At 69.6% G+C, this 20673-nt stretch carries 23 protein-coding genes; all 23 read right to left on the bottom strand.

The window, feature by feature from the left end:
- Positions 1–59: 59 nt before the first annotated feature.
- The 23 genes from GobsT_RS05960 to GobsT_RS05855 all read right to left on the bottom strand — a co-directional run bounded on the left by GobsT_RS05960 (position 60) and on the right by GobsT_RS05855 (position 20167).
- Positions 60–611 (bottom strand): hypothetical protein, encoded by a 552-nt coding sequence (locus GobsT_RS05960; protein WP_148087619.1) that lies wholly within the window; start codon positions 609–611, stop codon positions 60–62.
- On the bottom strand, positions 553–1440 hold the full coding sequence (locus GobsT_RS05955) for a hypothetical protein (protein WP_010049280.1): 888 nt from the start codon (positions 1438–1440) through the stop codon (positions 553–555). Before GobsT_RS05955 ends, GobsT_RS05960 begins: the two co-directional genes overlap by 59 nt.
- Positions 1437–2099: a hypothetical protein gene (locus GobsT_RS05950; RefSeq protein ID WP_010049283.1), complete on the bottom strand. Its 663-nt coding sequence runs from the start codon at positions 2097–2099 to the stop codon at positions 1437–1439. The genes GobsT_RS05955 and GobsT_RS05950 overlap by 4 nt, the downstream gene beginning before the upstream one ends.
- 260 nt (positions 2100–2359) lie before the next feature.
- A complete protein-coding gene (locus GobsT_RS05945; protein WP_148087618.1) occupies positions 2360–2602 on the bottom strand; it encodes a hypothetical protein in 243 nt (80 codons plus the stop codon).
- Positions 2603–2796: 194 nt separating this feature from the next.
- On the bottom strand, positions 2797–3396 hold the full coding sequence (locus GobsT_RS05940; RefSeq protein ID WP_010049287.1) for a hypothetical protein: 600 nt from the start codon (positions 3394–3396) through the stop codon (positions 2797–2799).
- 417 nt (positions 3397–3813) lie between these two features.
- The gene (locus tag GobsT_RS37525) at positions 3814–4191 is read right to left on the bottom strand and encodes a hypothetical protein (RefSeq protein ID WP_162542174.1); all 378 of its coding nucleotides are present in this window, start codon (positions 4189–4191) and stop codon (positions 3814–3816) included.
- Between the two features lie 25 nt (positions 4192–4216).
- Positions 4217–7015 (bottom strand): phage portal protein, encoded by a 2799-nt coding sequence (locus tag GobsT_RS05930; RefSeq protein ID WP_010049288.1) that lies wholly within the window; start codon positions 7013–7015, stop codon positions 4217–4219.
- A 249-nt stretch (positions 7016–7264) separates the two neighbouring features.
- Positions 7265–7495: a hypothetical protein gene (locus tag GobsT_RS05925; protein ID WP_010052869.1), complete on the bottom strand. Its 231-nt coding sequence runs from the start codon at positions 7493–7495 to the stop codon at positions 7265–7267.
- Positions 7496–7792: 297 nt separating this feature from the next.
- A complete protein-coding gene (locus GobsT_RS37520) occupies positions 7793–7948 on the bottom strand; it encodes a hypothetical protein (RefSeq protein WP_010052865.1) in 156 nt (51 codons plus the stop codon).
- Positions 7949–8056: 108 nt separating this feature from the next.
- Positions 8057–8416: a hypothetical protein gene (locus tag GobsT_RS05920; RefSeq protein ID WP_010052862.1), complete on the bottom strand. Its 360-nt coding sequence runs from the start codon at positions 8414–8416 to the stop codon at positions 8057–8059.
- A 351-nt stretch (positions 8417–8767) separates the two neighbouring features.
- Positions 8768–9553 carry a TIGR02996 domain-containing protein gene (locus GobsT_RS38630; RefSeq protein ID WP_010047352.1) on the bottom strand — a complete coding sequence of 262 codons (786 nt, stop codon included), beginning with the start codon at positions 9551–9553 and terminating at the stop codon, positions 8768–8770.
- Between the two features lie 4 nt (positions 9554–9557).
- Positions 9558–10265 carry a DUF6948 domain-containing protein gene (locus GobsT_RS40400; RefSeq protein ID WP_010047356.1) on the bottom strand — a complete coding sequence of 236 codons (708 nt, stop codon included), beginning with the start codon at positions 10263–10265 and terminating at the stop codon, positions 9558–9560.
- 5 nt (positions 10266–10270) lie between these two features.
- Positions 10271–11074 (bottom strand): DUF6948 domain-containing protein, encoded by an 804-nt coding sequence (locus GobsT_RS05905; protein ID WP_010047359.1) that lies wholly within the window; start codon positions 11072–11074, stop codon positions 10271–10273.
- Positions 11075–11247: 173 nt separating this feature from the next.
- Complete coding sequence (locus GobsT_RS05900; protein ID WP_029601194.1) at positions 11248–12768, bottom strand: hypothetical protein; 1521 nt, start codon at positions 12766–12768, stop codon at positions 11248–11250.
- A 66-nt stretch (positions 12769–12834) separates the two neighbouring features.
- Positions 12835–14253, bottom strand: coding sequence for a 50S ribosomal protein L10 (gene rplJ, locus GobsT_RS05895; RefSeq protein WP_010047364.1), 1419 nt, complete (start codon positions 14251–14253; stop codon positions 12835–12837).
- Positions 14250–14804, bottom strand: coding sequence for a hypothetical protein (locus tag GobsT_RS05890; RefSeq protein WP_010047366.1), 555 nt, complete (start codon positions 14802–14804; stop codon positions 14250–14252). The genes rplJ and GobsT_RS05890 overlap by 4 nt, the downstream gene beginning before the upstream one ends.
- Positions 14805–14907: 103 nt before the next feature.
- A complete protein-coding gene (locus tag GobsT_RS05885) occupies positions 14908–15243 on the bottom strand; it encodes a hypothetical protein (RefSeq protein ID WP_010047368.1) in 336 nt (111 codons plus the stop codon).
- A 230-nt stretch (positions 15244–15473) separates the two neighbouring features.
- Positions 15474–15629, bottom strand: a complete 156-nt coding sequence (locus GobsT_RS39390) for a TIGR02996 domain-containing protein (protein ID WP_010047371.1) — start codon at positions 15627–15629, stop codon at positions 15474–15476.
- Between the two features lie 4 nt (positions 15630–15633).
- The gene (locus tag GobsT_RS05875; protein ID WP_010047373.1) at positions 15634–16389 is read right to left on the bottom strand and encodes a DUF6948 domain-containing protein; all 756 of its coding nucleotides are present in this window, start codon (positions 16387–16389) and stop codon (positions 15634–15636) included.
- Positions 16390–16393: 4 nt separating this feature from the next.
- Positions 16394–17104, bottom strand: a complete 711-nt coding sequence (locus tag GobsT_RS05870) for a DUF6948 domain-containing protein (protein WP_033199489.1) — start codon at positions 17102–17104, stop codon at positions 16394–16396.
- Positions 17105–17109: 5 nt separating this feature from the next.
- Positions 17110–17832: a DUF6948 domain-containing protein gene (locus GobsT_RS40395; protein WP_010047375.1), complete on the bottom strand. Its 723-nt coding sequence runs from the start codon at positions 17830–17832 to the stop codon at positions 17110–17112.
- A 129-nt stretch (positions 17833–17961) separates the two neighbouring features.
- Entirely contained in the window at positions 17962–19497 is a 1536-nt protein-coding gene (locus tag GobsT_RS05860) for a hypothetical protein (RefSeq protein WP_010047377.1), read from the bottom strand.
- The gene (locus tag GobsT_RS05855; RefSeq protein ID WP_010047379.1) at positions 19412–20167 is read right to left on the bottom strand and encodes a terminase small subunit; all 756 of its coding nucleotides are present in this window, start codon (positions 20165–20167) and stop codon (positions 19412–19414) included. Before GobsT_RS05855 ends, GobsT_RS05860 begins: the two co-directional genes overlap by 86 nt.
- Between the last annotated feature and the right edge of the window lie 506 nt (positions 20168–20673).

Here is a 20673-nt window from a genome sequence, read left to right as displayed (position 1 = left end):
GGATTGCTTAGCGGTTCGACTAGAGGATGAATTTGCATGCACCTCTGTCCCTTGTCACATCATCCTCTCTTCAAGTCGGGGTGCGGCTCTGGTTCATGCGACTTCGGCGGATCATTGCGGATGGAGCACTGCTCGTTCGGACGAATCATCACTTCGCACGCTTCGAGCAGAGTTGCTCGCCATTCAAGGTGAAGATCCTCCGGCAGCACGCTCTCCTTCGAATCAAGGTGTCTCTCACCGTCGAAGGCTCTCACCTCGCTGTGCGGATAGTCATAGTCCAGTGGTACATGAACCACGCGATAGGTAAATAACGGGCCACCATCCGGCTGACACATGGGTGGTACCAACCGGACTCGCACGCCGATCACCCCCCAGTTCTTCCGAGGGATGTTGGCATGCATATCAAGCCTCAACCACTCCGGGTGGCCGAGAGAACTGCGAGCCATCGAAATGTCAGGAAGGTTCATCGCATCGACGGTAAGCGGAGCGTCCACCGCCGGCCAGATTCTGGTCGGAACGCGCCGGTAGAGGTACTCATCGTCGTGGAATTCATCAATAACGGGACGGCCGGCTCGTTTCATCAATTCGGGCTGTGGCGGCATCTTGCTCATACAAGTGCGTCTCGGTCTGGTGCATCACGGCCCGGAAGCCATCCGCGTCCTGGATGACCTTCTCGACGCGAGGCTTACCCGCGCCCATAAAAGCGGCGTGTGCGTTTCCGGTATTCCGAAACTCAATATACACTGACCGCTTGCCGTCGCGAAAGGTGAAGCCCACTCCGCCCACCGCCGAGGGATTTAGCGCGTCAGGTTCCTTGAAGTTCGTCCTGAGAAATGCCACGAAGGCGCGAGCGTTACCGATCGATTGTTGGCTCGGTGGCTCAGCGCCGTAGCTGTCCCAGTCACGCTCAAAGGTTTGGAGATCGTCCAGTCGTTTTTCCCATTTGTCCTTATGATCCACTGGACGAATAGCCAAATTATTAACGATCACCGACACCGGCATCGGTCTAGCCGCGTTCGCTACCAGTTCGTCGTGTGCGTGCGCCACTGCAGTGGCGTATTTCACCACCTCGGCAAGGTATTTAACCGGCTCCCCTCTCGCCTCACGCGGCACCGGCTCCGATTTTAACAATACAACGGAAACCGTTGGCGCAGAGGGCCGCTTCTCAACCTTACGGGCACCGTAGTAGCCCTTCTCCTGAACGCTCGGAATCAGTTCGAAGCCACCAGCGTCGTCGGCACCGTACCACACTACCTGCTGCACCCAGTTTTGGGAGCCGACACCACGTGAGTAGAGCGCACAGTCTGACGTATGCACCCCGAGACGCGAACCAGAGCTGCTATGGCCTGCCGGCATGTGCGACAGCGTGGTGTAAACGGAGTTGAATCCGATAATACGGTTCGTCTGTGTGTCGTATTCGTTGGAGAGGGTGGTGTTCATAGCTGTTCCCGGAAGCCAACGGTCTTGATGGTCTTGACGGTCTCAGTGCGAACCGCGTTCCACTGACCGATCAGGTCAAAGAGCGCGTCAGGGGCGTTACGCTCTGCGGGTAGGTCGTGGTGGAAGTTAAACGCGAACTGGATGCGATCCCCCTTTACCCCTTCCATCTCGACCAAGATCGGCTTCACATCCAATTTCATGCGAAATGGTCCAAAATCCTTACTCAAGTACGCACCAAACCTTGCATTCGGCTCGGTAAAGCAGGAGTAAATCCCGTCCGTTCGCCCTGCAAACAACTGACGGGTTTCCTCAGCCAAGCGGTTCGCATCCAGCGCGTTATGCCAGTTAAAGTTCAGCCCGACCGCACGATACGGCACTTCTGGAAGCTTCCGGATTAATGTGCCAACTTTCTCCTCAATCAGTACCGAATGCCTTTCTGGCGAGGCGAGGAGAATGAATTGCATCTGATCATTGGTCACAACCAATACAAAATCATCCGTCACCACCTGGACCAGTTGGCCGGTGAATACCGAGTCCGGCTTGTAATCTCCGGTTTCGTTTAGGATACCGTGCTTGGCAAGCCAGACTGGGTTAAAGATGCTGGGATTAAAATGGCGAGCCAGCACGACGACGACGGGGGGGTTTTCAGTCCAGCTCATATCATTTGCCTTGCGGTCCCGCCGCCGTAGCGTTCGTTTTTCTCTGAATTGTGGGGCGCACCGTAATTCAGGGAAAAGACATCCAATATAAATTGGCAGATGAATTTTTCAATGCCCGTAGAGAGCCCATGAAATTATAGGAGAGTCAAGCCCCCCTTGTCCAGTGCTGTTTGCGTAACCCATGGCCTGACAGCAGTTTAGCACCATCGATTTTCCGGCAATGCTCACGACATGCGAAGCGCGGTGAAGCGGCTAACAGGTTACCTCTTGCGCCTTTTCTTCGTCTTCGCGGGCGGTGGCGGACCGGGCACCTCAACCGGTTTCGGTGCTTCGGTCTCCGGGTTCGAAGCACCCTGCGTAGCGTCGTACTCCGCCAGCAACCGACGGGCCTCAGCCAGCGTCTCAGGGTTCTGGAGGATACCACGAGCCAGAGCGGCTACCTCTTCGGGTGTGGACGACTCCCCGAACCGTTCGTACCACGCGACCCGCTCCTCGTCGCTCATCTCGCTCCACAATTTTGCCACGCTGTTCCCGCGCATCGCTCGTCCCCGGTTCGCTTCCACCCGGCCACCACGTCGTGGCCGTTGAGGCCACCAGACTGAAACAACCCGTGCCACGCCTGGAGCCTTAACGTTGCTGCAAACGACCGCACCCCGAGGGGCGTGGGCACGTCTCTTATGCGCGACGTTCAGCTCGGCTAGTTCGGCTCAGCGGCGCCCCTGTCGGCGCGCCCGCCGCCGGCGCCGTCCGCCGCCAGCGCGCTCAGCTCCAGACTCACGTATGCGATGTCGAGCTTCTGGCGGATGTCCTGGGCGCGGGGCACGCCGAGCATCTCCAGCCGGCCGAAGTCGTCACGCACCCGGTCCAGGTACTTCGCCTCGAACGCCTGGATCGCGGCGTCGTGTCGCGAGGGGCAGTCGTCGCGGAACAACTGGCGCGGCGCGACCCCGAGCCGGTGAATGATCTGGTCGAGCCGGGCGTGGAGCGCGGCGTCCGCGGTGCGGAGCTGCGACAGGAGCGCGAAGTTGCCGTCCTCGATCGCGTTGAGGACGACCGCGGCTTGATCGTCAGTGACGTGGCCCAGGGTCTCGATCAGCCGTTCGAGGCCGGTGAGTTGCTCGCCGACCACATCGAAGCGCCCGAGGGCTTCGGCGTGGTCGCGGCGCCGGCAGGCTTCGATGTAATCGCGGAGGGTCTTGGTTTCCTCGCCGCTCTTGCGGTCCCGGCGGAGCTTGATGAAATCCGCGAGCGCTTTGGAGAGGGAACCGATTCCGGCGACGGCGGCGAGATCGAGCATGGGCGGTGCGGGTGCTCACGGGCGGGTTCGGCGCGCGGGTCGCACCGGGTTAGCGATACCGTAACCGGGCGAACGACCGTCGGAAAGCGCATTCCGAGCGCCGGCCGGTACGTGCGCGCGGCACAACCCACCCCCGGCCCCTTGTCGTGCAGGGAGGGGAGGAAGGCAACCTACCCCCAACCCCTCCCTGAAGGGAGGGGAGTAAGAACCACGGCGTGCCCGAGGCGGGATCGGCGCGCGAGCGGCTTTGCTCCCCTCCCTTCAGGGAGGGGTCGGGGGTGGGTCGCCCCGCGAGCGCATGAACGCCCCGGGGTCGTGCGTGCGGCTCAGCCCTTGCGCGCCTTCTGTAACGTTGCCACAAACGACCGCGCCCCTGCACGGAACCGGGGCGCGGGGGATACGTCTTGTATGTGGAGTTCAGCCCGGCGGGTTCGGCGGAGCGGTGCCCCGGGCGGCGGCGAGCAGCCGCTCCAACACGGCCAGTTGCTCGGCGCTCAGGCTCCCCGGGTTCAGCCCGGCCAACCCGCCCGTCAGCACGGCCGCCTTCTGCCCCTCGTCCGTCAGCCCGCTCAGCACCGCCGCCGCCGCGCCCGCCTGCTCGGCCGCCGGGGCACCCGCCACCACCGCCGCCACGTGGGCCGTCATCACGGCTGGTGACGCGCCAGCCAGCGCGCGGGCCAGACCGATCCCGACGGCATCCGGGTGCGCCCCCGCCGCCAGGTGCGCCTGGGCCTCCATTCGTGCCTCAGCCGCCGCCGCCGTCAGATTCGTGAGCGCTTGCTCCTTCGCATCCATTGCTGGCCCCTTCGTTCGTGTATGTTCAGCCCGGCGGGTTCGGCGGAGCGGTGCCCCGGGCGGCGGCGAGCAGCCGCTCCAACACGGCCAGTTGCTCGGCGCTCAGGCTCCCCGGGTTCAGCCCGGCCAACCCGCCCGTCAGCACGGCCGCCTTCTGCCCCTCGTCCGTCAGCCCGCTCAGCACCGCCGCCGCCGCGCCCGCCTGCTCGGCCGCCGGGGCACCCGCCACCACCGCCGCCACGTGGGCATTCCGGACCGCCGCGTTGGCCCCGCTCAGCGCGGCGGCCGTTTGCTTCCCGACGGCCTTCGGATCCACGGCGTGCTTTTGCGACGCCTCAACCATCTCACTCAGCTTATCCGCGGCCTTACCCGTTTGCGCCACGTCGTCAAGTTGCTCTTGGGCCTTGTACCGCTTGAGATCGATCGCCGTGAGCCGCTGAGTCAGGTTGTCGCGCAGCGCCTGCACGGCTTCCGGCTTGCCTTCGCGTAAGGCCGCGTACTGGTCCTTGTTCAGAATCCGAAACGGGCCGAACTCCCGCGCCCGCTTCACCACGCTGTCGGACACGTTAATCACCTGCGGCATCGCGCCGATGCGCAAGTATACCCCGTCTTCCGCTACACCGCCGTTGCCCGTTGCCGGCGTGTGGTACGCCACGACGTAGGCGACGACCGTGTTCTCGCCGTGCTGGGCCGAGTCCTTTAACTTGTTCTGCACCGCGTCCGGGAGTTGATCGTACGCCGCCCCGACGGCGACGCTGAACTTCCCGTCGAGCACAACGCGACACGGCTTACCGTCGATCTCTAGACTACCGGTCACGTCGGCCGCAGCGTTCGACGACGTGCTGACCACCCACCCCGACCCCAGCACCCGGGCAATAACCTGCTCCCACCTCTTCTCAACCTTGTCCTCGTGCTTCCCGCCCTTCGGGATGCCGTTCGCGCGGATCTCGTTCAGCTCGTTCTCATCGGGCACCAGCTTCTCATCCACCAACTGCTTCCCCACCGCCGCCGCGTCGAAACCGTCCTTCGCGCCGGCTTCCGGTTCCCCATCCGCAGCATCATCGCCAGAGCATGCAACGCGCTCTCCATCCGAATAGCAAATCCGCCGACCGAGCGAGTCTTTTGTTTCCCCGTTCGCTGGCGCGTCTGTGCCGCCCGTGCTCTCCCGCGCGAGCCCGTGGCACGCGCACGGCTTGCGCCCCTCCCCCACCGGCGCGTTCGGGCTGCTCCCGTCCCCGCCGGCGCTGCCCGGCGGCGACGGGCTCGGGCCGCCGCCCGGCGTCCCCCCGGCGCCCCCGCCGCCGCCCGGCCCCGGGGGCTCGAACCGCGCCTTCCACGCCCGGATGTTCGCCGCCACCTGCTCCGGGTCCGCGCCCGTCGAGCGCACGAACTCCAGCGGGTCCGCGCAGTTCTGCTGGTACAAGGCCAGGAACGTCCGCGCCTTCTTCTCCTCGTCCGCGATCACTACCGGCCCGCACGTGCCCACCGCCCGCACCCACTTCGACACCCCACGCGGGAGCCGGCCCGAACGCTCACAGAACTCCACCACCCGCGACGCCACACGGCACGCGAACGCCTTCACCCGCTCCTGGCGCGCCTGCGTCAGACGCACGAACGGCGACCCCGTCACCAGCACGCTTGCGAAGCTGGCGTCACCGTCGCCGCTGAAGTAGCTCGGGCACCCCCACCGGAACCCGACCCCGCGCAGCACCATCCGCTCCACCGCCTCGAACCCGGCCGTCCCGCTCGACACCGGCCCCGGCTTCACCTCCCGCCCGCCCTCCGTCCGCACCACCGTCCCGGCCTCGTACCCGGTCACCTCCGTGCCCGCCCCGGCCGAACCCGGAGCCCCCTTGGGCCGGTGGTAGTCCGCCCCCAGCCGCACCTGCGCCGCCACCTGCTCGGCCGTCGCCGCCGGGTACTGTTCCCACCACGCGATCGCCGCCTGGACGCGGGCCACGTGGGCCATGTTGTCCAGCAGCCCCAGCACCTTCCGCAACTGCTCGCCCACCGGCAGGAAGTCCGACAGGCCCCGCTTCACCGTGCGGTCCACGTTCCCTTTCACCCGCACGTACTCGGACGCCGGCACCTCGCGCCCGCGCGACACGTCCGCCGGGTCGCACACCCACAGCCCCTCCTCGCGCTCGTCGTCCCCCTCGGCCGTCACCACGCCCCACCCGCACCGGTCCGCGGTGCTGCCCCCGGGCGGGGTGCGGATCAGTTCCGGCTCCACGTGGCGCGCGTACGGCAGCCCGTCCGACGCCTCGTCGCCCACGAAGAACCGCAGGGTGGTTTCGCCCTCCACGATGAGCCGGCGCCGGCACTCCTCTTCGCGGTCCTCTTCACCCTGCCCCCACTCGGCGAACTCGCACCACTCGGCCCACGCGCGGGTACACGCCGACACCAGCCCCGGGGCGGTGTCGCGTGCGGCGCCGCGGGCGCGGGGCACGAAGCTGATCTGAACGGGGCCGATGAAGTTGGAGACGTGGTCGCGGAACCCGAGCGCCAGGTGGTTGCGGGTACACAGGTCGCGGGCCAGGGCGACGTGCTGGCGCCACTCCTCCTCGTTCAGGTACGAGAGGGGCGCGCGGGTGCGGTCCTGGGTCCGCTGGGCCGGGCGGTTCACCCGCCAGCAGCCGGGGCCGGGGAACCCGTCGCCGGCGTCCAGCCAGTCCTGCGGGGCCAGCAGGTTGTCGAGCGACAGGAGGGTTTCTTCGAGCCGCCGCACCTTGGCGGCCAGCTCGGTGCGGAGGTGCGCGTGCGCGTCCGGCTCGGGGAGCGGGGCGGGAACGTCGAGGGCCGTCAGGGTGATCGCCGGGTACATGCCCGGCCGATGGCACCGGCGCGGGGAGAGGCGGCGGGTGTTGTGAGTGTGGTCCGCTCACTCCGTGAGCGGTCGCCCGGGGCATCGGGTGGCGTGGAGCGCGGTAACGGGCCGGCACGCCCGCGGAGCCAGTCATATGCGCGGAGCGACCGCTCACGGCGTGAGCGGACCACACTCCGAACCAGGACGCGCCGCATGAACTTGAAACTACTGAAACCCGGCCGCGGCATGCGGCATCACCGGCGCGCGTCAGTCGGCCTTGGTTTCAGCGGCCGGCGACCCGCCCTCGGTGGCGCGGGAGCGGGACGGCAGCACCACCCAGCGCGAGTCGCCCGGGCTCTCGGGCATGGCCCGGAGGGCCTCGTCGCGGGTGGGGAACCGGCCCTCGGACAGCCAGCTCTCGCCCGGGCGGCGGGACAGCAGTTCGTAGCTCAGGTCAACGGCCAGCACCGCGTCGATGGCGGCTTGTGAAAGGAACATGGTTGGGCTCCGTCGGGGGCGTCTTGCGCTACCAGAAGTTATCGGTGAGCGCTAACGAATGTTGCCCGGAATTCTCCCGACACCGCCGCCGCGAACCGGTGCGCCGGCCGCACGCGGTGCGGAGGCGTCAGCCTAACGGAACCTCGAACGTGACACCGCCCCCGAACCGGCACGCCAGCAGGGCGTCCGCCCGGCGGCCGGCGCGGCGCAGACGAATTGCCCCCAGGCTGGGCGCACCCCTGATCGGCGGGTGCGCGTACCGCTGGGGGTTGGTAAGACTCGGTTAACCGGCGGGGCTCAGGTGTTGTCGTAGAACTGCTGGTCAGTAACTCCGTCTTCGGCGGTCAGCTTGAACTTTCGGCGAGCCGCCCGGGCGTAAGCGGTGGGAAGAGTGTCGTGGCTCGTCGGGACCGGGAAGCTCACCTTGTGACCATCGATGTACTTATAGAACATCGTATGAGAGCCCTTTCCCCGGCCGGTATCCTCAAACACCCCAAAAGCGAACAAGGCTCGTCTGAGTTGACGCAATGAGAGCGGACGGTCCACGGGCGACTCCTCGCATCAGGCCGTCGCGCACTCGGCGTCCTCGTCCTCGTACTCGCGGGCGCTCACGCCTTCGATCTTGTAGTCCGGCGCCTCGAATTCGATCGCCATTTCGCCGATCGCCACGTCCTTGCCCTTCGCAAACATGACGTAGTATTCGCTCGGTGCGGGCGTGAAAAGGACGTTCGGCGATTGTTCCTTGACCGCGCTGCTGACCTGAAGTTCGATCGCCTCGCACAACATGTTCATGGCTTCGTGCTTGGTGTCACCGAAGCCGAGCAGATCGAACTCCAGACAGTGGGCAACAACGACACTGCGGTCGGCCTTGTCACGGTAAAACACAATTCGGAGTGGTGTTCGGGCGGTAATCTGTTTCATCGGCCACCTCCGCCAGCCACGCGTTTCCTCCTGCCTCACGAATCGCGAGGCGCACCGGGCGTTGGGATAACCACGGTGCCGCGAAAATTGTAGCTGAAAGTCATTCGCACCGCAGTCTTCGCCGCAAAACATTTTTCCGGCGGTCTTCGCGAGCGCGGCATTCTGTTGCTACTACGCACGCATACGGTGCCCCGCGCCCGGCACACGCCGCCTCACACACGCACCCGGTAATACCGCCGCTTTCTTGACGAGCCGCGACCGCCAGGGAGCGGGAGACGTGGCACCGCTCCCTGGCGGTCGCGGCTCGTCAAGAGAGCGACACCGCGGGTGGACTCATGTATCAGGGGCGTGTCAGTGCAACGGGACTTCGAAATCGACACCGTCTCCGAACCGGCACGCCAGCAGGACGCCCACATCCGGGTTGTATTCGGAGGCGCTCGGGTCCGGCTCGCCGGGCGGGGCGTGCGCCGCGCAGCCGGCCCGGTACTCGGCCCAGGTGATGCGCCGGGCGGCCGGGTCGCGGGCGAACGCGAAGTAGCCGTCGCGCCCGTGCGCCGGCGGCACCCAACCGACCTCCGGCACCGTCGTCAGCCGCACGGCGGTGACCGGGTGCCGGGCGCGGATCGCGTCCCCGTGGGCGATCCAGGTCGCGGCGTCGCAGGTGACCGCCGCGATCCAGCCGCCGCGGGAATCGAGCACACAGTTGTAGGGGTTGATGCCGAGCCCGCGGAGCCAGTCGAAGGTGGGCCAGATCTCGCGCGGGTAGACGGTCATGGTCAGTTGCCCCTCGCGCCGCCGGAGCGCCTCCAGCCGCTCGGCGTCCGCGGGGGTCGCGTCGCCGCGGCGGTGCCGGTCGTTCAGCGCCGCGAGTTCGCACTGCACGCGAATGAACTCGGCCCGGCCCGCGCGGCCGTCGGTGAGGCGGCCGGACCCGCCGCACCGGCGGCAGGTGTGCCACGCCCCGGCGGGCCGGAGCGACTGCACGTCGCGGCCGAACACGCGGCCGGCGTCGCACTCGCCGCAGGTGGCGTCGGCGGCCTGCTCCTGGAGCCAGTCGGCGTACACGAGGCGCGGGGTGTCGTCGGCGGGCGCGGCGATGATGGCGGCCAGCAGCGCGGCCTCGTCGGGGTCCGTCATGGTGCTACTCGCCCGGGTGCGCTCGCAGGAACGCTTCCACCTCGGGCGTCGTCGGGATGATCCCGCACGCCTCCAGCATCACCACCTCCCCCGGCGCCTCACGGGAGAGGCGGCACGGCCCCGGCACCACCGCGAAGTCGAACAGCGTCAGACGACCGCCCTCCCACGAGTAGATCTGACGCGCCTTCCCCAGCACCACTTCCCGCCCGTGGTGACCCCGGTACTCACCGCACACGCAGCCCTGATCCCGCGAACGCACGATCACATACGTACCGGGTGAAGGCATGGGAAACTCCTCGTGTGTAATGTGGGGCTTGTTTGGGGTTCCGTAGCCGCCGTGGCCGTAGCCCCCGCCGTTCCCGTAGCCGCGGGCGTAACCGCCTTCCAAGCCGCTACCGGTGCCGGCGATGTCGCAGTAGCCGAAACCGCCGCGGCCTTCACCGCTGCCGGCGCCGTCGCCGGGGCCGTTGTTGAGGTCGCCGTGGCCGCGGTCATTGTCACCATCGCCGCCGCCGTCACCCGCACCAGCGCCTTCACCGTCACCGGCAAGGTCGGTCACCCACGGCGGGGCCGTGCCCTCGTCGCGCACCCAGGCGGCTTCGAGGCCGCGGCCGTGCTCGTCGAGCCAGTCCGCATACGCGAGCCGGGCCGTCACCTCGCCCGGGTAGGCGCCGATGGCGCGAAGCAGCGTGGCTTCGTCGGGGTCGGTCATGGGTGTCACTCGCCCGGGTGCGCCCGCAGGAACGCCTCGACCTCGGGCGTGGTCGGGATGATCCCGCACGCCTCCAGCATCACCACCTCCCCGGGCGCCTCACGCGACAGCCGGCACGGACCCGGCACCACCGCGAAGTCGAACAGCGTCAGCCGACCGCCCTCCCACGAGTAGATCTGGCGCGCCTTCCCCAGCACCACCTCACGGCCGTGGTGCCCCCGGTACTCACCGCACACGCAACCCTGATCCCGCGAACGCACGATCACGTACGCACCCGACTCCGGCATGTGAACCTCCTGGTGGGGGATCAGGTGTTGCAGATTGTGCGCGGCGATGGGGTTGTAGCCGTGGCCTTGACCGTTGCCGTCGCCGTCGCCGTCGCTGTCGCCGTAGCAGTAACCGTAGCCGCGGCCGTAGCCGTGGTTGCCGCCGCGGATGCTGTAGTCGTGGATTTCGCTGCCCCCGCCGCCGGCGCCGTAGCCGCGGCCGTCACCGCGGCCGGCGCCGTCGCCGCAGTTCGTACCGTCGCCGTAGCCGTCGCCGTTGCTGTCACCGTAGCCGTCGCCGTCACCATCGCCGTTACCGCTGCCGTGGTCATCGCCGGTGCCGGTGCCGTCGGCGTCGCAGCCACCGTCACCATCGCCGCCGCCGAGTTCGGTCACCCACGGGGCCGTGCCCTCGTCGCGTACCCAGGCGGCTTCGATCCCGCGGCCGTGCTCGTCGAGCCAGTCCGCATACGCGAGCCGCGCGGTGACCTCGCCCGGGTGCGCGGCGATGGCGCGAAGCAGCGCGGCCTCGTCGGTGGTCATACTCGCCCCGATGGTTCCAGGCGCCACGTGCCGGCGGCGCGCCGCTCGACGAGCCCGGGATCACGCGCGCGGGCGAGCACCGTCTCGTGTACCAGCGTCGTACCCGTAAATGAGGAGCGATCCGGCAGCCCAAGACCCTACGATGTGTCCCACGGATCAGTGGTGCAGAGGTGCTACGCGCCGGCCGTGGCGCTCGGCCCCGCCGGCGGGCCGCCGGACCCGATGGCCCCGTGTGACGGCGCGCCCGGGTGGTACCGCAACAGGCCGTCGCCGAACAGCGCGTACAGCACCCCGAGCGGGTTGTTGTACGCCCGGACCATGTGCTGCCGCGCGGCCAGCAGAGCCGCCCCCACCGGTTCCCCGCCCGCCCCCGGTGCGGCGGGGAGCACCTGCTTCCAGAACTCCTGGCCCAGTTCGAGCCCGAATGTGATGGGCGCCTCGTGGACGACCGCCACGCACCGCACCCGGTGCCCCCGGACCGGCCCATTGTTGGTGAACTGCCCGAAGACGGTCGTCGGTCCTAACCCGTCCAGCGGACCGGTCCCGCACCCGTTGAGGAACACCAGCACCGGCTTGCGCTGGTACTTCGGGATCCTCGCCCCGTCCATGTCGGCGGCCGTCAGTTGCTCCCAGTCCGCGGGGCCGGACCGGGGGGGCCGGAACTCGATCGAGCTGCCGGTCTGCACGTTCGCCCGTGCGACCTCCGCGTGGCCGAAGAACGATACCGCGTCCGCGTCGACGTGGCGGAGGGCGGCGCGGAAGTCGTCCCGTTGGTCGTGGTGGGTCGTGTCCACCCCAGGCCGCTGGAACGGGTGGCCCCGATCGCGGTGCCGATCGGCCGGATCGGCCGACGGGCACGTGGCCGCGACGATCCGGGGCGGCCGATTCTCGAACGCCCGCAGGGTCGACTGCCCCTGGGTCCACTTGAAGGCGGTCTCGAGCTGGTACTTCAGGCCCCAGCACGCCGCCGCCAGCTCGGGCGCGGAGGGCAGTTCGTCGGGGCGCCGGCCGAACAGGTCGGGCGCGGCGGGCAACTTGTCGGGGTGCCGGTCGAACAGGAGCCGCCACGGGAACGGTTCGGTCCAGTGGTCCGCCGGCGGCGGCAGGTGCGGCCGGTTGACGGGGTCCGCCCGGTCCTCTTGCGGCACCTTGAACACCACTTTGGGAGAGGCGCTCGCCAGGTACTCGCGGACCAGCGCGTGCGCCTCGGTCTGGTCCCAGTCGGGCCGCTCCTCGGGCGGGAGGTCGCTCGGCGCCCGCAGGTCCCCGACGAGCCGCTCGAACAGGTTCCGGTACATCTCGTACCCGTGAACCGCGAGCGGGCGCAAGAACGCGCCCAGCTCCCGGTCCCCGGCCCTCGGCAGGGCCGGATCGTACAGCGCGTACAGCGCCGGGTCGCGGCGGTGGGCGGCCTCCACGTGCGCGTCCAGTGCCGCGCGGATCAGGTCCCGGAAGGTCGCAAACGAGCCGTCGACGACGCCCTCGAACAGGGCCGTTGGTGGGCTCCCGTCCGAGGTGTCGTACCGGTGCCGGTCCAGGTACTCGCGGTGCGCCGTCCCGTACGTCGGGTCCAGCGGCACGTTGAGCACCACGTAGGCGCTCGGGGCGCTCGGATCGCGGTAGAACAGATCCACCCGGAGCGACCGCTCCTGGGGGGGGGGCGACAGAACGGCGGTCGTGGGGGCGCGGAGCATGACGGTGGCGTGACCGAAAGGGTGGCGGGCGCCGAGGCCGCGCGTTCGCGGCGCGCGGCGCCGGGCTCAGCCGACAGCGGCGGCCGGCTCGACGGTGAAGTATTGGGACGCCGTGTACACGTCGGAGTCGTGCCGGTCCACGAGGGCCAGGTGCAGGTACTGCCGGCCGGCGGCCCGGGGCCGGAACGTGAACTCGACGGACTGGCCCGGTTGCGGGGGCGTCGAGAGGTACCGCTCGGCCGGGAGCACCCGGCTGCCGGTCGCGAACACCCGCACCGCCACCACCTCCCCGGGCCCCGCCGGCACCCAGTTGTAGTGGCCGTTGTAGTGATCTTCCGTGTTCGCCACGTCAGCTTTCGCGACCACCGCCCGCAGGGTCGCTTCGTGCCCCACGGTCAAGGGTCCGCCGTCCCGCGCGCCGATCTCCAGAACCAGGATGAACTGATCCATTTCGCTTCCCCCGTTGGGGGGCGATGTTCCCTCCGCTTGAGGGGCGAGTTGTTCGCCCAACCCGGTCAACTCGTCCCGCACCTCGGCCCGCACCCGCCGCAGCGCCTCGAGTGCCGCGGCCCTCTGAGGTGCAAATGACGGCCGGGCGGCCAAGCACTGATCGAGCCAGGCGACCGCCGGGGGGCTGCGGAACAGCTCGTTCCGGACGTGCTCGCCCCAGATCGTGCGCACGCGCTCCGGCGCCCGTCCGGCGCCGATCCCGTGCAACAGCGGCAGCCACCGCTCCAGCGCTCGCAGCGCGACCTCCGGGTCCGGTTCCGCGTTCCGAACCGAAGAGCGGACCGGAGCGGCCCCTGGCTCTACACCATTGTTCGGCGGCCGCGGCACAGAAGGCAAGGGCAACCGGGCGCCCGCGCCGGCCGCCGGCCGCACGAACGGACCCGGCACAGAAGGGGCGGGTTCACTCGCCCACGCCGAATCCGTCGCCCCCACCGCGACGGCCGCGGGGGTCCTCTGCGCCCGCACGCCCTGGACCGCCTTGAGGATGCCCGCGAGGTCCGCACCCGGCGCCGTGAGCGCCCCGGCCAGCGCGGCGCCCGGCGCGAGCACCGCGGCGAGGACTTCGCCGATCGCCTCTTGCTTGGTCGGCACCTTGGCGAGCTGCGCCAGGGTCATGGTCTCGCCGTCGGCGATGCCGACCTTCTCTTTGACCTTCTCGGGCACCTTCAGGTCCGGGCGGATCAGCTTGAGAGCCGCCTCCACCGCGGTCCCGAGGGACTTCGCGCTGTCGGCCCCCCAGCACAGAAGGGTCGGGCCGGAGCCCGTCTCCACCGTCATGCCGTTCTCGCTGAACACCTTCCGCACGAAGCTGTTCTTGACCATCTTCACGCGAACCTTCTTCTCGCGAAGGCTCTTGCGAAGCGTGTAGTCGGCCGCGGAGTCCAGCTTCAGCGGCTCCAGCAGCACGAAGTCCCGCACGCCCTGGAAGGTCTTGCGGAGGCTGTTCAGCTCCAGCTCCTTGATCTTCTTGCTCATGTTCGGGGTCCTGCCCCCGGGGCGGCCGGGCGCGGCGCGTTCGTGAGGAGCCGCAAGGAGTCGGACATTTCGCGCGCGATCGCCTCCAGTTCGGCGATCGACCCGGCCGCCTCGATCCGGGGCACGAACCGGGCCGCCAGCAGGCTCACGGTGATCCGATCGACCTCCATGCGCCGCAACTGGTTCAGAAGGAAGACCACCAGCGGCGGCGGGCCGACGGTGAACAGGTACGTTAAGTTCGACGGGTCCTCACTGGTCATGAGGCGCACGGCCGCGAACACGAACCCGACCCCGAGCGCGACCAAGAAGACGAGCAGGACGAACTGGACCCACCACGACACGCTCGACCGGAGCCGCTCACCCACCCGCCGGTCCAAGTCGCGGGCCGCGGCGAGGAGCCGGGTGCGGACCTCTTCGATTCCCGCCGCGGCTCGCGCGCGGCTGCCGAGCGTGATGTCGGGGCCGTGAAGCAGACCTTGCTGCACCTGCTCCGCGGTGGCGATCACCGCACCGAGCTGGAGCGCGCGGGCCGTCGATGAGCGAATGGGCATTGCGATCACTCCGGACAAGGGCACGGTCGGAGAGGTCGGCTGGAAACCCTTGTGATAGTCGAACTGGCAACCGGCGTCCAGACAGGGTCGGCCGAATGCACGCTCATACGACCGGCGCGGGGAGCACCGACAGGTACGCCGCGGCGGAGGCCATCTCTTCCCCGCCGACGAGCAGCTCGACGTGTAGGTGCGCCGGCCCCGCGGCCGAGCAGCACACAAGGAAGGTGGCGTCGGCGGGGAGCCGCACGTCGCGGCCCACCGGCGTCGCCCGCACCCCGGCCCCGAGGACCAGCACCTCCGCGGGCACCGGGGAACCGAGGTCGCCCCTCACGCGTAACGCGAACGGCACTCCCGCGCGGGCCACGTACCGCCCGTCGGCCGGGCCGGGCAAGTCGAGTTCCAGCGTGAGCGGCTCGGCAACGCGCGCGGTGTCGGACATTCTGCCCCCGAGCCACGGTTGGGAGTGAACGGCGAACGTACCAAGCGTAGCGCACGCCACCCGCGGATGCAGTCAGGTTCCGCCGCATAGTAAAATTCGCTCCCGTGTCAAGCCCGCGCGACCGGAGCGCCCGGCGCTCCCGTACCGGCGGCGGGCGGTTTCCGCCGCAGTGCCACACACCCCTCCCCCTTCGCCCGCGCCAGCGCCTTCACCGTCGCCGGCAAGGTCGGTCACCCGGGGCGGGGCCGTGCCCTCGTCGCGCACCCAGGCGGCTTCGATCCCGCGGCCTGCTCCTGGAGCCAGTCGGCGTACACGAGGCGCGGGGTGTCGTCGGCGGGCGCGGCGATGATGGCGGCCAGCAGCGCGGCCTCTTCGGGGTCGGTCATGGTGCTACTCCCCTGGGTGCGCCCGCAGGAACGCTTCCACCGCAGCCGTGGTCGGGATGATCCCGCACGCCTCCAGCATCACCACCTCGCCCGGCGCCTCACGCGACAGCCGGCACGCACCCGGCACCACCGCGAAGTCGAATAGCGTCAGCCGACCGCCCTCCCAGGAGAAGATCTGACGCGCCTTCCCCAGCACCACCTCGCGCCCGTGGTGGCCCCGGTACTCCCCGCACACGCAACCCTGGTCCCGCGAACGCACAATCACATACGCACCCGAAACCGGCATGGGAACTTCCTCGTGGGGGATCAGGTGTTGAAGCTTTCGTGTGGCGATGCGGCCGGCGCGGCCGCCGTCCCCTTCGCCTACGCCGATTCCGCGGCCGCCTAAGCCGCTGCCGTAGCCGTGGCCGTCGCCGCGGCCGCTGCTGTAGCCGTGGCCGTAGACGCCGTGGCTGTAGCTGCGACCGCCGTAGCCGTAGCCGTAGCCGTCCCCGTGGCTGCCGTCGTCGCCGTGACGGTCGTCGTCGTCGCTGTAGTCGCAGCCGTCGCTCTGGCCGTCGCCGTTGCCTTTGCCCTCGCCGTGGCCGCTGCCACCGAGTTCGGTCACCCGGGGCGGGGCCGTGCCCTCGTCGCGCACCCAGGCGGCTTCGAGGCCGCGGCCGTGCTCGTCGAGCCAGTCCGCGTACGCGAGCCGCGCCGTGAACTCGCCGGGTGCCGCGCCGATGGCGCGAAGGAGGGCGGCCTCTTCGGGGTCGGTCATGGGCTCACTCGCCCGGGTGTGCCCGCAGGAACGCCTCGACCTCGGGCGTGGTGGGGATGATCCCGCACGCCTCCAGCATCACCACCTCCCCCGGCGCCTCCCGCGACAGCCGGCACGCACCCGGCACCACCGCGAAGTCGAACAGCGTCAGCCGACCGCCCTCCCACGAATAAATCTGACGCGCCTTCCCCAGCACCACCTCCCGCCCGTGGTGACCCCGGTACTCGCCGCACACGCAACCCTGGTCACGCGAACGCACGATCACATACGCACCCGGCAACGGCATGGGAACCTCCTCGTGTGTAATGTGGGGCTTGTTTGGGGTTCCGTAGCCGCCGTGGCCGTAGCCACCGCCGTTCCCATAGCCGCGGGCGTAACCGCTTTCCAAGCCGCTACCGGTGCCGTCGATGTCGCAGTAGCCGAAACCGCCGCGGCTTTCACCGCTGCCGGTGCCATCGCCGTGGCCGTTGTTGAGGTCGTCGTTGTGACCCCGGTCGTTGTCACCATCGCCGCCGCCGTCACCCGCACCAGCGCCTTCACCGTCGCCAGCAAGTTCGGTCACGCCGGGCGGGGGTAAGCCCTCGTCGCGCACCCAGGCGGCTTCGATCCCGCGCCCGTGCTCGTCGAGCCAGTCCGCATACGCGAGCCGCCCCGTCACATCGCCCGGCACGGCGGCGATGGCGCGGAGCAGCGCGGCTTCGTCGGGGTCGGTCATGGGTGTCACTCGCCCGGGTGCGCGCGCAGGAACGCCTCGACCTCGGGCGTCGTCGGGATGATGCCGCACGCCTCCAGCATCACCACCTCGCCCGGCGCCTCGCGCGACAGCCGGCACGGCCCCGGCACCACCGCGAAGTCGAACAGCGTCAGACGACCGCCCTCCCACGAATAGATCTGACGCGCCTTCCCCAGCACCACCTCCCGACCGTGGTGACCCCGGTACTCACCGCACACGCAACCCTGATCCCGCGAACGCACGATCACATACGCACCGGGTGAAGGCATGGAAACTTCCTCGTGTGTAATGTGGGGCTTGTCTGGGGTTCCGTAGCCGCCGTTGCCGTAGTCGCGGCCGTTGCCGTAGCCAGCACCGTTGCCGCCCCCCCCACCGTAGGGGCCGAGGCCGCAGCCGTGTCCCTCGCCTTCGCCCTCGCCATCGCCCTCACCGCGGCCGTCGCCCTCACCGCGGCCGTCGCCACCGCCGTGGCCACCGCCCTCGCCGGCACCGTAGCCGCCGCCCCCACCGTTGCCGGCGTTGTGGCCAGGACCGTCACCCTCGCCAGCAAGGTCGGTCACCCACGGCGGGGCCGTGCCCTCGTCGCGCACCCAGGCGGCTTCGATGCCGCGGCCGTGCTCGTCGAGCCAGTCCGCATACGCGAGCCGGGCCGTGACGTCGCCGGGCGCGGCGGCGATGGCGCGAAGGAGGGCGGCTTCTTCCACGGTCACGGCAGTTCCGCTCCAGTCGTTCCGGGTCGGTCCGGCGGCTCGCGTCTTCAAGTGTTCCTGCAAACGTACACGGCGCGTGTGCGCGGTTCCAGGGCGGGCGCGTTCGTTCCCGAGGTGATGCGCCCCCACTTACGCCACCAGTTCCTGCAAGCGGATCACGGCGGTGGCCAGCGCGTCCGGGCCGTCGTCGTGGTCGCCGTTGGGCCAGTCCCGGAGCTGCTCCACCAGCACCCGACCGCCCGGGGTGCCGCGCACCCGGATCTGACCGCGGCGCAGGTAGTCGTTCAGCGCCCGGATGCGGATCGCCTTCGGCGCGCTGTTGATCTTCTCCGTGTACACGAACGACAGCACCCGCCCCTGCTCCCGCCGCTCCCGCAGCACCCGCTCCGCCGCCGGCCGCAGCAGCCCCATCGTGTTGTTCGCCTCCGCCACCAGTTCCACCGGCCGCCACTCCGCCGCGATGTCGATCGCCCGCTCCACCCAGCCCGGCTCCCGACGCAGCTCCGCGTCCACGTACAGCAGCCCGAACCGCGACAGCCCCAGCTTCACGTGCGCCTGGTAGTCCGCCTTGTCGCTCACACCCTTCGACGGGTCCAGGCTTTGCAGCCGCACCACCAAATCCGACGGCCAGTCCGTGAACCACAGGTCCGGCCGGTCGAAGCACTCGGGCGGCCACTCGGCCCCCTCCAGCGTGCCCGGTACGCCCTGGTACTCGCTCTCGAAGGCGCTGCCGCCCACCGCCGCGCGTACCAGCATCAGGTCAACGAGTGGGAAGCGGTCCGGCCAGTACACCACCCCGCCCCGGTCCATCTCCGCGCGGTGCTCGGCGTAGAACGCCCGCGCCGTCGCCTCCCGCCCGTCGTCCGCCATGTTCGAGGCGATCCGCTCGAAATCCGCCCACAAATCGGCCCGTTCCGGCCACGCATGCACCGCCCGGTGGACCCGCCCGGACCACCCCGGGAGCTGCCCCAGCCGCACCGCCACCGCTTCCCGGTGCAGCGCGCTGCCCACCGCCAGGAAGTTGGTTCGCTCGTTCCCCGCCGGGATCACCTCGCGCGTCGCCCACTCCCACGCGCGGCGGCGCATGACCGGACTGGTCACGTCCTCGTTGCTCTGAATGTCGTCGAAAATGATCAAACTCGGGCGCTCACTCCGGTTCCGCCGGCCGCGCACCTTTTTGCCGCTCCCCAGAGCTTCCACCAGCGACCCGTTCCGCAGCCGGATGCGCGACTGCTTCCACTCCGGCCCCGGCCCGGTCGCCTCCGGGTACGCCGCGGCCAGCACCTCGTTCTCTTCCAGCTCCTTGCGGATGTGGCGCAGGTGCAGGTCGGCCTGGTCGCTGGAGTCGGACAGGATCAGGGTGTACGGCTCCCACCCCTCGGCGGCGCACCGGAGCGGGTACGCCAGGGTCTTCCACGTACTTTTGGCCCCGCCCCGGGGGGCGATGTCGGACCGCTTCACCCCGCGGGTGAGGTGCAGGTTGTGCAGCTCGCGGTCGAACAGGGCGTGGAAGTCCGCGGGCGGGAACCGGCCGAAGTAGTGCGGCAGGAACCGGGCGTTCCACGCGCCCGGGGTGAGGTCACGGGCGCCCGCCCGTTCCGCCGCCCCCCACAGGCGGCGGAGCGAAGAGGGGCCGCAGGGCAGCGAGCAGTCGGTCGAGTTCATCGGCGGTGATCCCCGACAGGTCGGGCAGGTCCGTGTCTTTGGCCGCGCCGGCGTCCGTGAACATACCCAGGTGCCGGGCCACGGTGACCAGGGCGGCCTGCTGGTCGTTGAGCCGGGCTTCCACCCCGTCCTTGGTCTGCTTCACCCCGGCCCACAGCGCGCGGGCGCCCGGGGACAGTCGCCGCGTGTCCTTCACGTACACCGCCCCCACCCCGTCCCCGAAGCACTCGGGGCACTTGGGGGCCGGGGGGCGGCGCGGGTCGTACCCGGGGCCGCCCAGCGGGTCGAACGGCTCGTCGGCCTTCTTGCCTTCGGCGTGGGCGGCGCGGGCGGCGTCCAGCTCGCTCTGGGTCCAGTGGTAGCGGTGCCCGTCCCCGTGGCAGTACCGGCAGCAGGTGCGGCGGTGCTCGATGATCTCGTTCGGGTCGGCGGTGGCGATGAGCCACAGCCGCTGGAGCACGGCGTCCGGGGTGAGGGCGGGCCGCTCGGGCGGCTTGGCGCACCCGGTGGCCGCCGCGATGGCCGCGGCGATCGGCGGCTTCTTCAGGTTCTGCTCGCCGATCTTCCGCGCCGAGTGCGTGCTGTACCCGGCCCGCACCGCCGCCCCCGACGGGCTCCGGTCCACGAGGTACTCCTGCACGAACCGCTGCTGCCGGGGAGTGAGTTTCATGCGCGCACCGAAAGAATGACGGGAGCAAAGGCAACCTACCCCCCGGCCCCAAAGACAACCTACCCCCCGGCCCCCTCCCTGAAGGGAGGGGGTGGCGCCGGGAGGAGTGGTCCCCGTGCGAGAGGCGCGCGCGGGGCAACCTACCCCCCGGCCCCCTCCCTAAAGGGAAGGGGTGGCGCCGGGAACGCTGGTCCCGGTGCGAGAGGCGCGCGCGGGGCAACCTACCCCCCGGCCCCCTCCCTAAAGGGAAGGGGAGGAAGACCGCCTTGGTCCCGGTGCGAAAGGAACACGCGGGGGCGACCCACCCCCAACCCCTCCCTGCAGGGAGGGGAGGAAGGCACGGGCGCACCGATTCCGCCTCGGGTGCCCGGGCGCCTTTGCTCCCCTCCCTGCAGGGAGGGGCCGGGGGTTGGTCTACGCTCGGCGCGCGTGTCGCGTCGGGACCACTCCTCTCGGCGCCACCCCCTCCCTTTAGGGAGGGGGCCGGGGGGTAGGTTGCCCCGCAC

It is taken from the genome of Gemmata obscuriglobus (genome assembly GCF_008065095.1).
GTDB classification, from domain to species: Bacteria; Planctomycetota; Planctomycetia; order Gemmatales; family Gemmataceae; genus Gemmata; species Gemmata obscuriglobus.
The sequence above is the reverse complement of the archived record's forward strand: the minus strand, read 5'-3'. Positions and strand labels throughout refer to the sequence as shown.

Coding starts and splice junctions, on each gene's coding strand:
- GobsT_RS05960 (WP_148087619.1), bottom strand. CDS start 611: ATGAGCAAGATGCCGCCACAGCCCGAATTGATGAAACGAGCCGGCCGT.
- GobsT_RS05955 (WP_010049280.1), bottom strand. CDS start 1,440: ATGAACACCACCCTCTCCAACGAATACGACACACAGACGAACCGTATT.
- GobsT_RS05950 (WP_010049283.1), bottom strand. CDS start 2,099: ATGAGCTGGACTGAAAACCCCCCCGTCGTCGTCGTGCTGGCTCGCCAT.
- GobsT_RS05945 (WP_148087618.1), bottom strand. CDS start 2,602: ATGAGCGACGAGGAGCGGGTCGCGTGGTACGAACGGTTCGGGGAGTCG.
- GobsT_RS05940 (WP_010049287.1), bottom strand. CDS start 3,396: ATGCTCGATCTCGCCGCCGTCGCCGGAATCGGTTCCCTCTCCAAAGCG.
- GobsT_RS37525 (WP_162542174.1), bottom strand. CDS start 4,191: ATGGATGCGAAGGAGCAAGCGCTCACGAATCTGACGGCGGCGGCGGCT.
- GobsT_RS05930 (WP_010049288.1), bottom strand. CDS start 7,015: ATGTACCCGGCGATCACCCTGACGGCCCTCGACGTTCCCGCCCCGCTC.
- GobsT_RS05925 (WP_010052869.1), bottom strand. CDS start 7,495: ATGTTCCTTTCACAAGCCGCCATCGACGCGGTGCTGGCCGTTGACCTG.
- GobsT_RS37520 (WP_010052865.1), bottom strand. CDS start 7,948: ATGTTCTATAAGTACATCGATGGTCACAAGGTGAGCTTCCCGGTCCCG.
- GobsT_RS05920 (WP_010052862.1), bottom strand. CDS start 8,416: ATGAAACAGATTACCGCCCGAACACCACTCCGAATTGTGTTTTACCGT.
- GobsT_RS38630 (WP_010047352.1), bottom strand. CDS start 9,553: ATGACGGACCCCGACGAGGCCGCGCTGCTGGCCGCCATCATCGCCGCG.
- GobsT_RS40400 (WP_010047356.1), bottom strand. CDS start 10,265: ATGACCGACCCCGACGAAGCCACGCTGCTTCGCGCCATCGGCGCCTAC.
- GobsT_RS05905 (WP_010047359.1), bottom strand. CDS start 11,074: ATGACCACCGACGAGGCCGCGCTGCTTCGCGCCATCGCCGCGCACCCG.
- GobsT_RS05900 (WP_029601194.1), bottom strand. CDS start 12,768: ATGCTCCGCGCCCCCACGACCGCCGTTCTGTCGCCCCCCCCCCAGGAG.
- rplJ (WP_010047364.1), bottom strand. CDS start 14,253: ATGAGCAAGAAGATCAAGGAGCTGGAGCTGAACAGCCTCCGCAAGACC.
- GobsT_RS05890 (WP_010047366.1), bottom strand. CDS start 14,804: ATGCCCATTCGCTCATCGACGGCCCGCGCGCTCCAGCTCGGTGCGGTG.
- GobsT_RS05885 (WP_010047368.1), bottom strand. CDS start 15,243: ATGTCCGACACCGCGCGCGTTGCCGAGCCGCTCACGCTGGAACTCGAC.
- GobsT_RS39390 (WP_010047371.1), bottom strand. CDS start 15,629: ATGACCGACCCCGAAGAGGCCGCGCTGCTGGCCGCCATCATCGCCGCG.
- GobsT_RS05875 (WP_010047373.1), bottom strand. CDS start 16,389: ATGACCGACCCCGAAGAGGCCGCCCTCCTTCGCGCCATCGGCGCGGCA.
- GobsT_RS05870 (WP_033199489.1), bottom strand. CDS start 17,104: ATGACCGACCCCGACGAAGCCGCGCTGCTCCGCGCCATCGCCGCCGTG.
- GobsT_RS05860 (WP_010047377.1), bottom strand. CDS start 19,497: ATGAACTCGACCGACTGCTCGCTGCCCTGCGGCCCCTCTTCGCTCCGC.
- GobsT_RS05855 (WP_010047379.1), bottom strand. CDS start 20,167: ATGAAACTCACTCCCCGGCAGCAGCGGTTCGTGCAGGAGTACCTCGTG.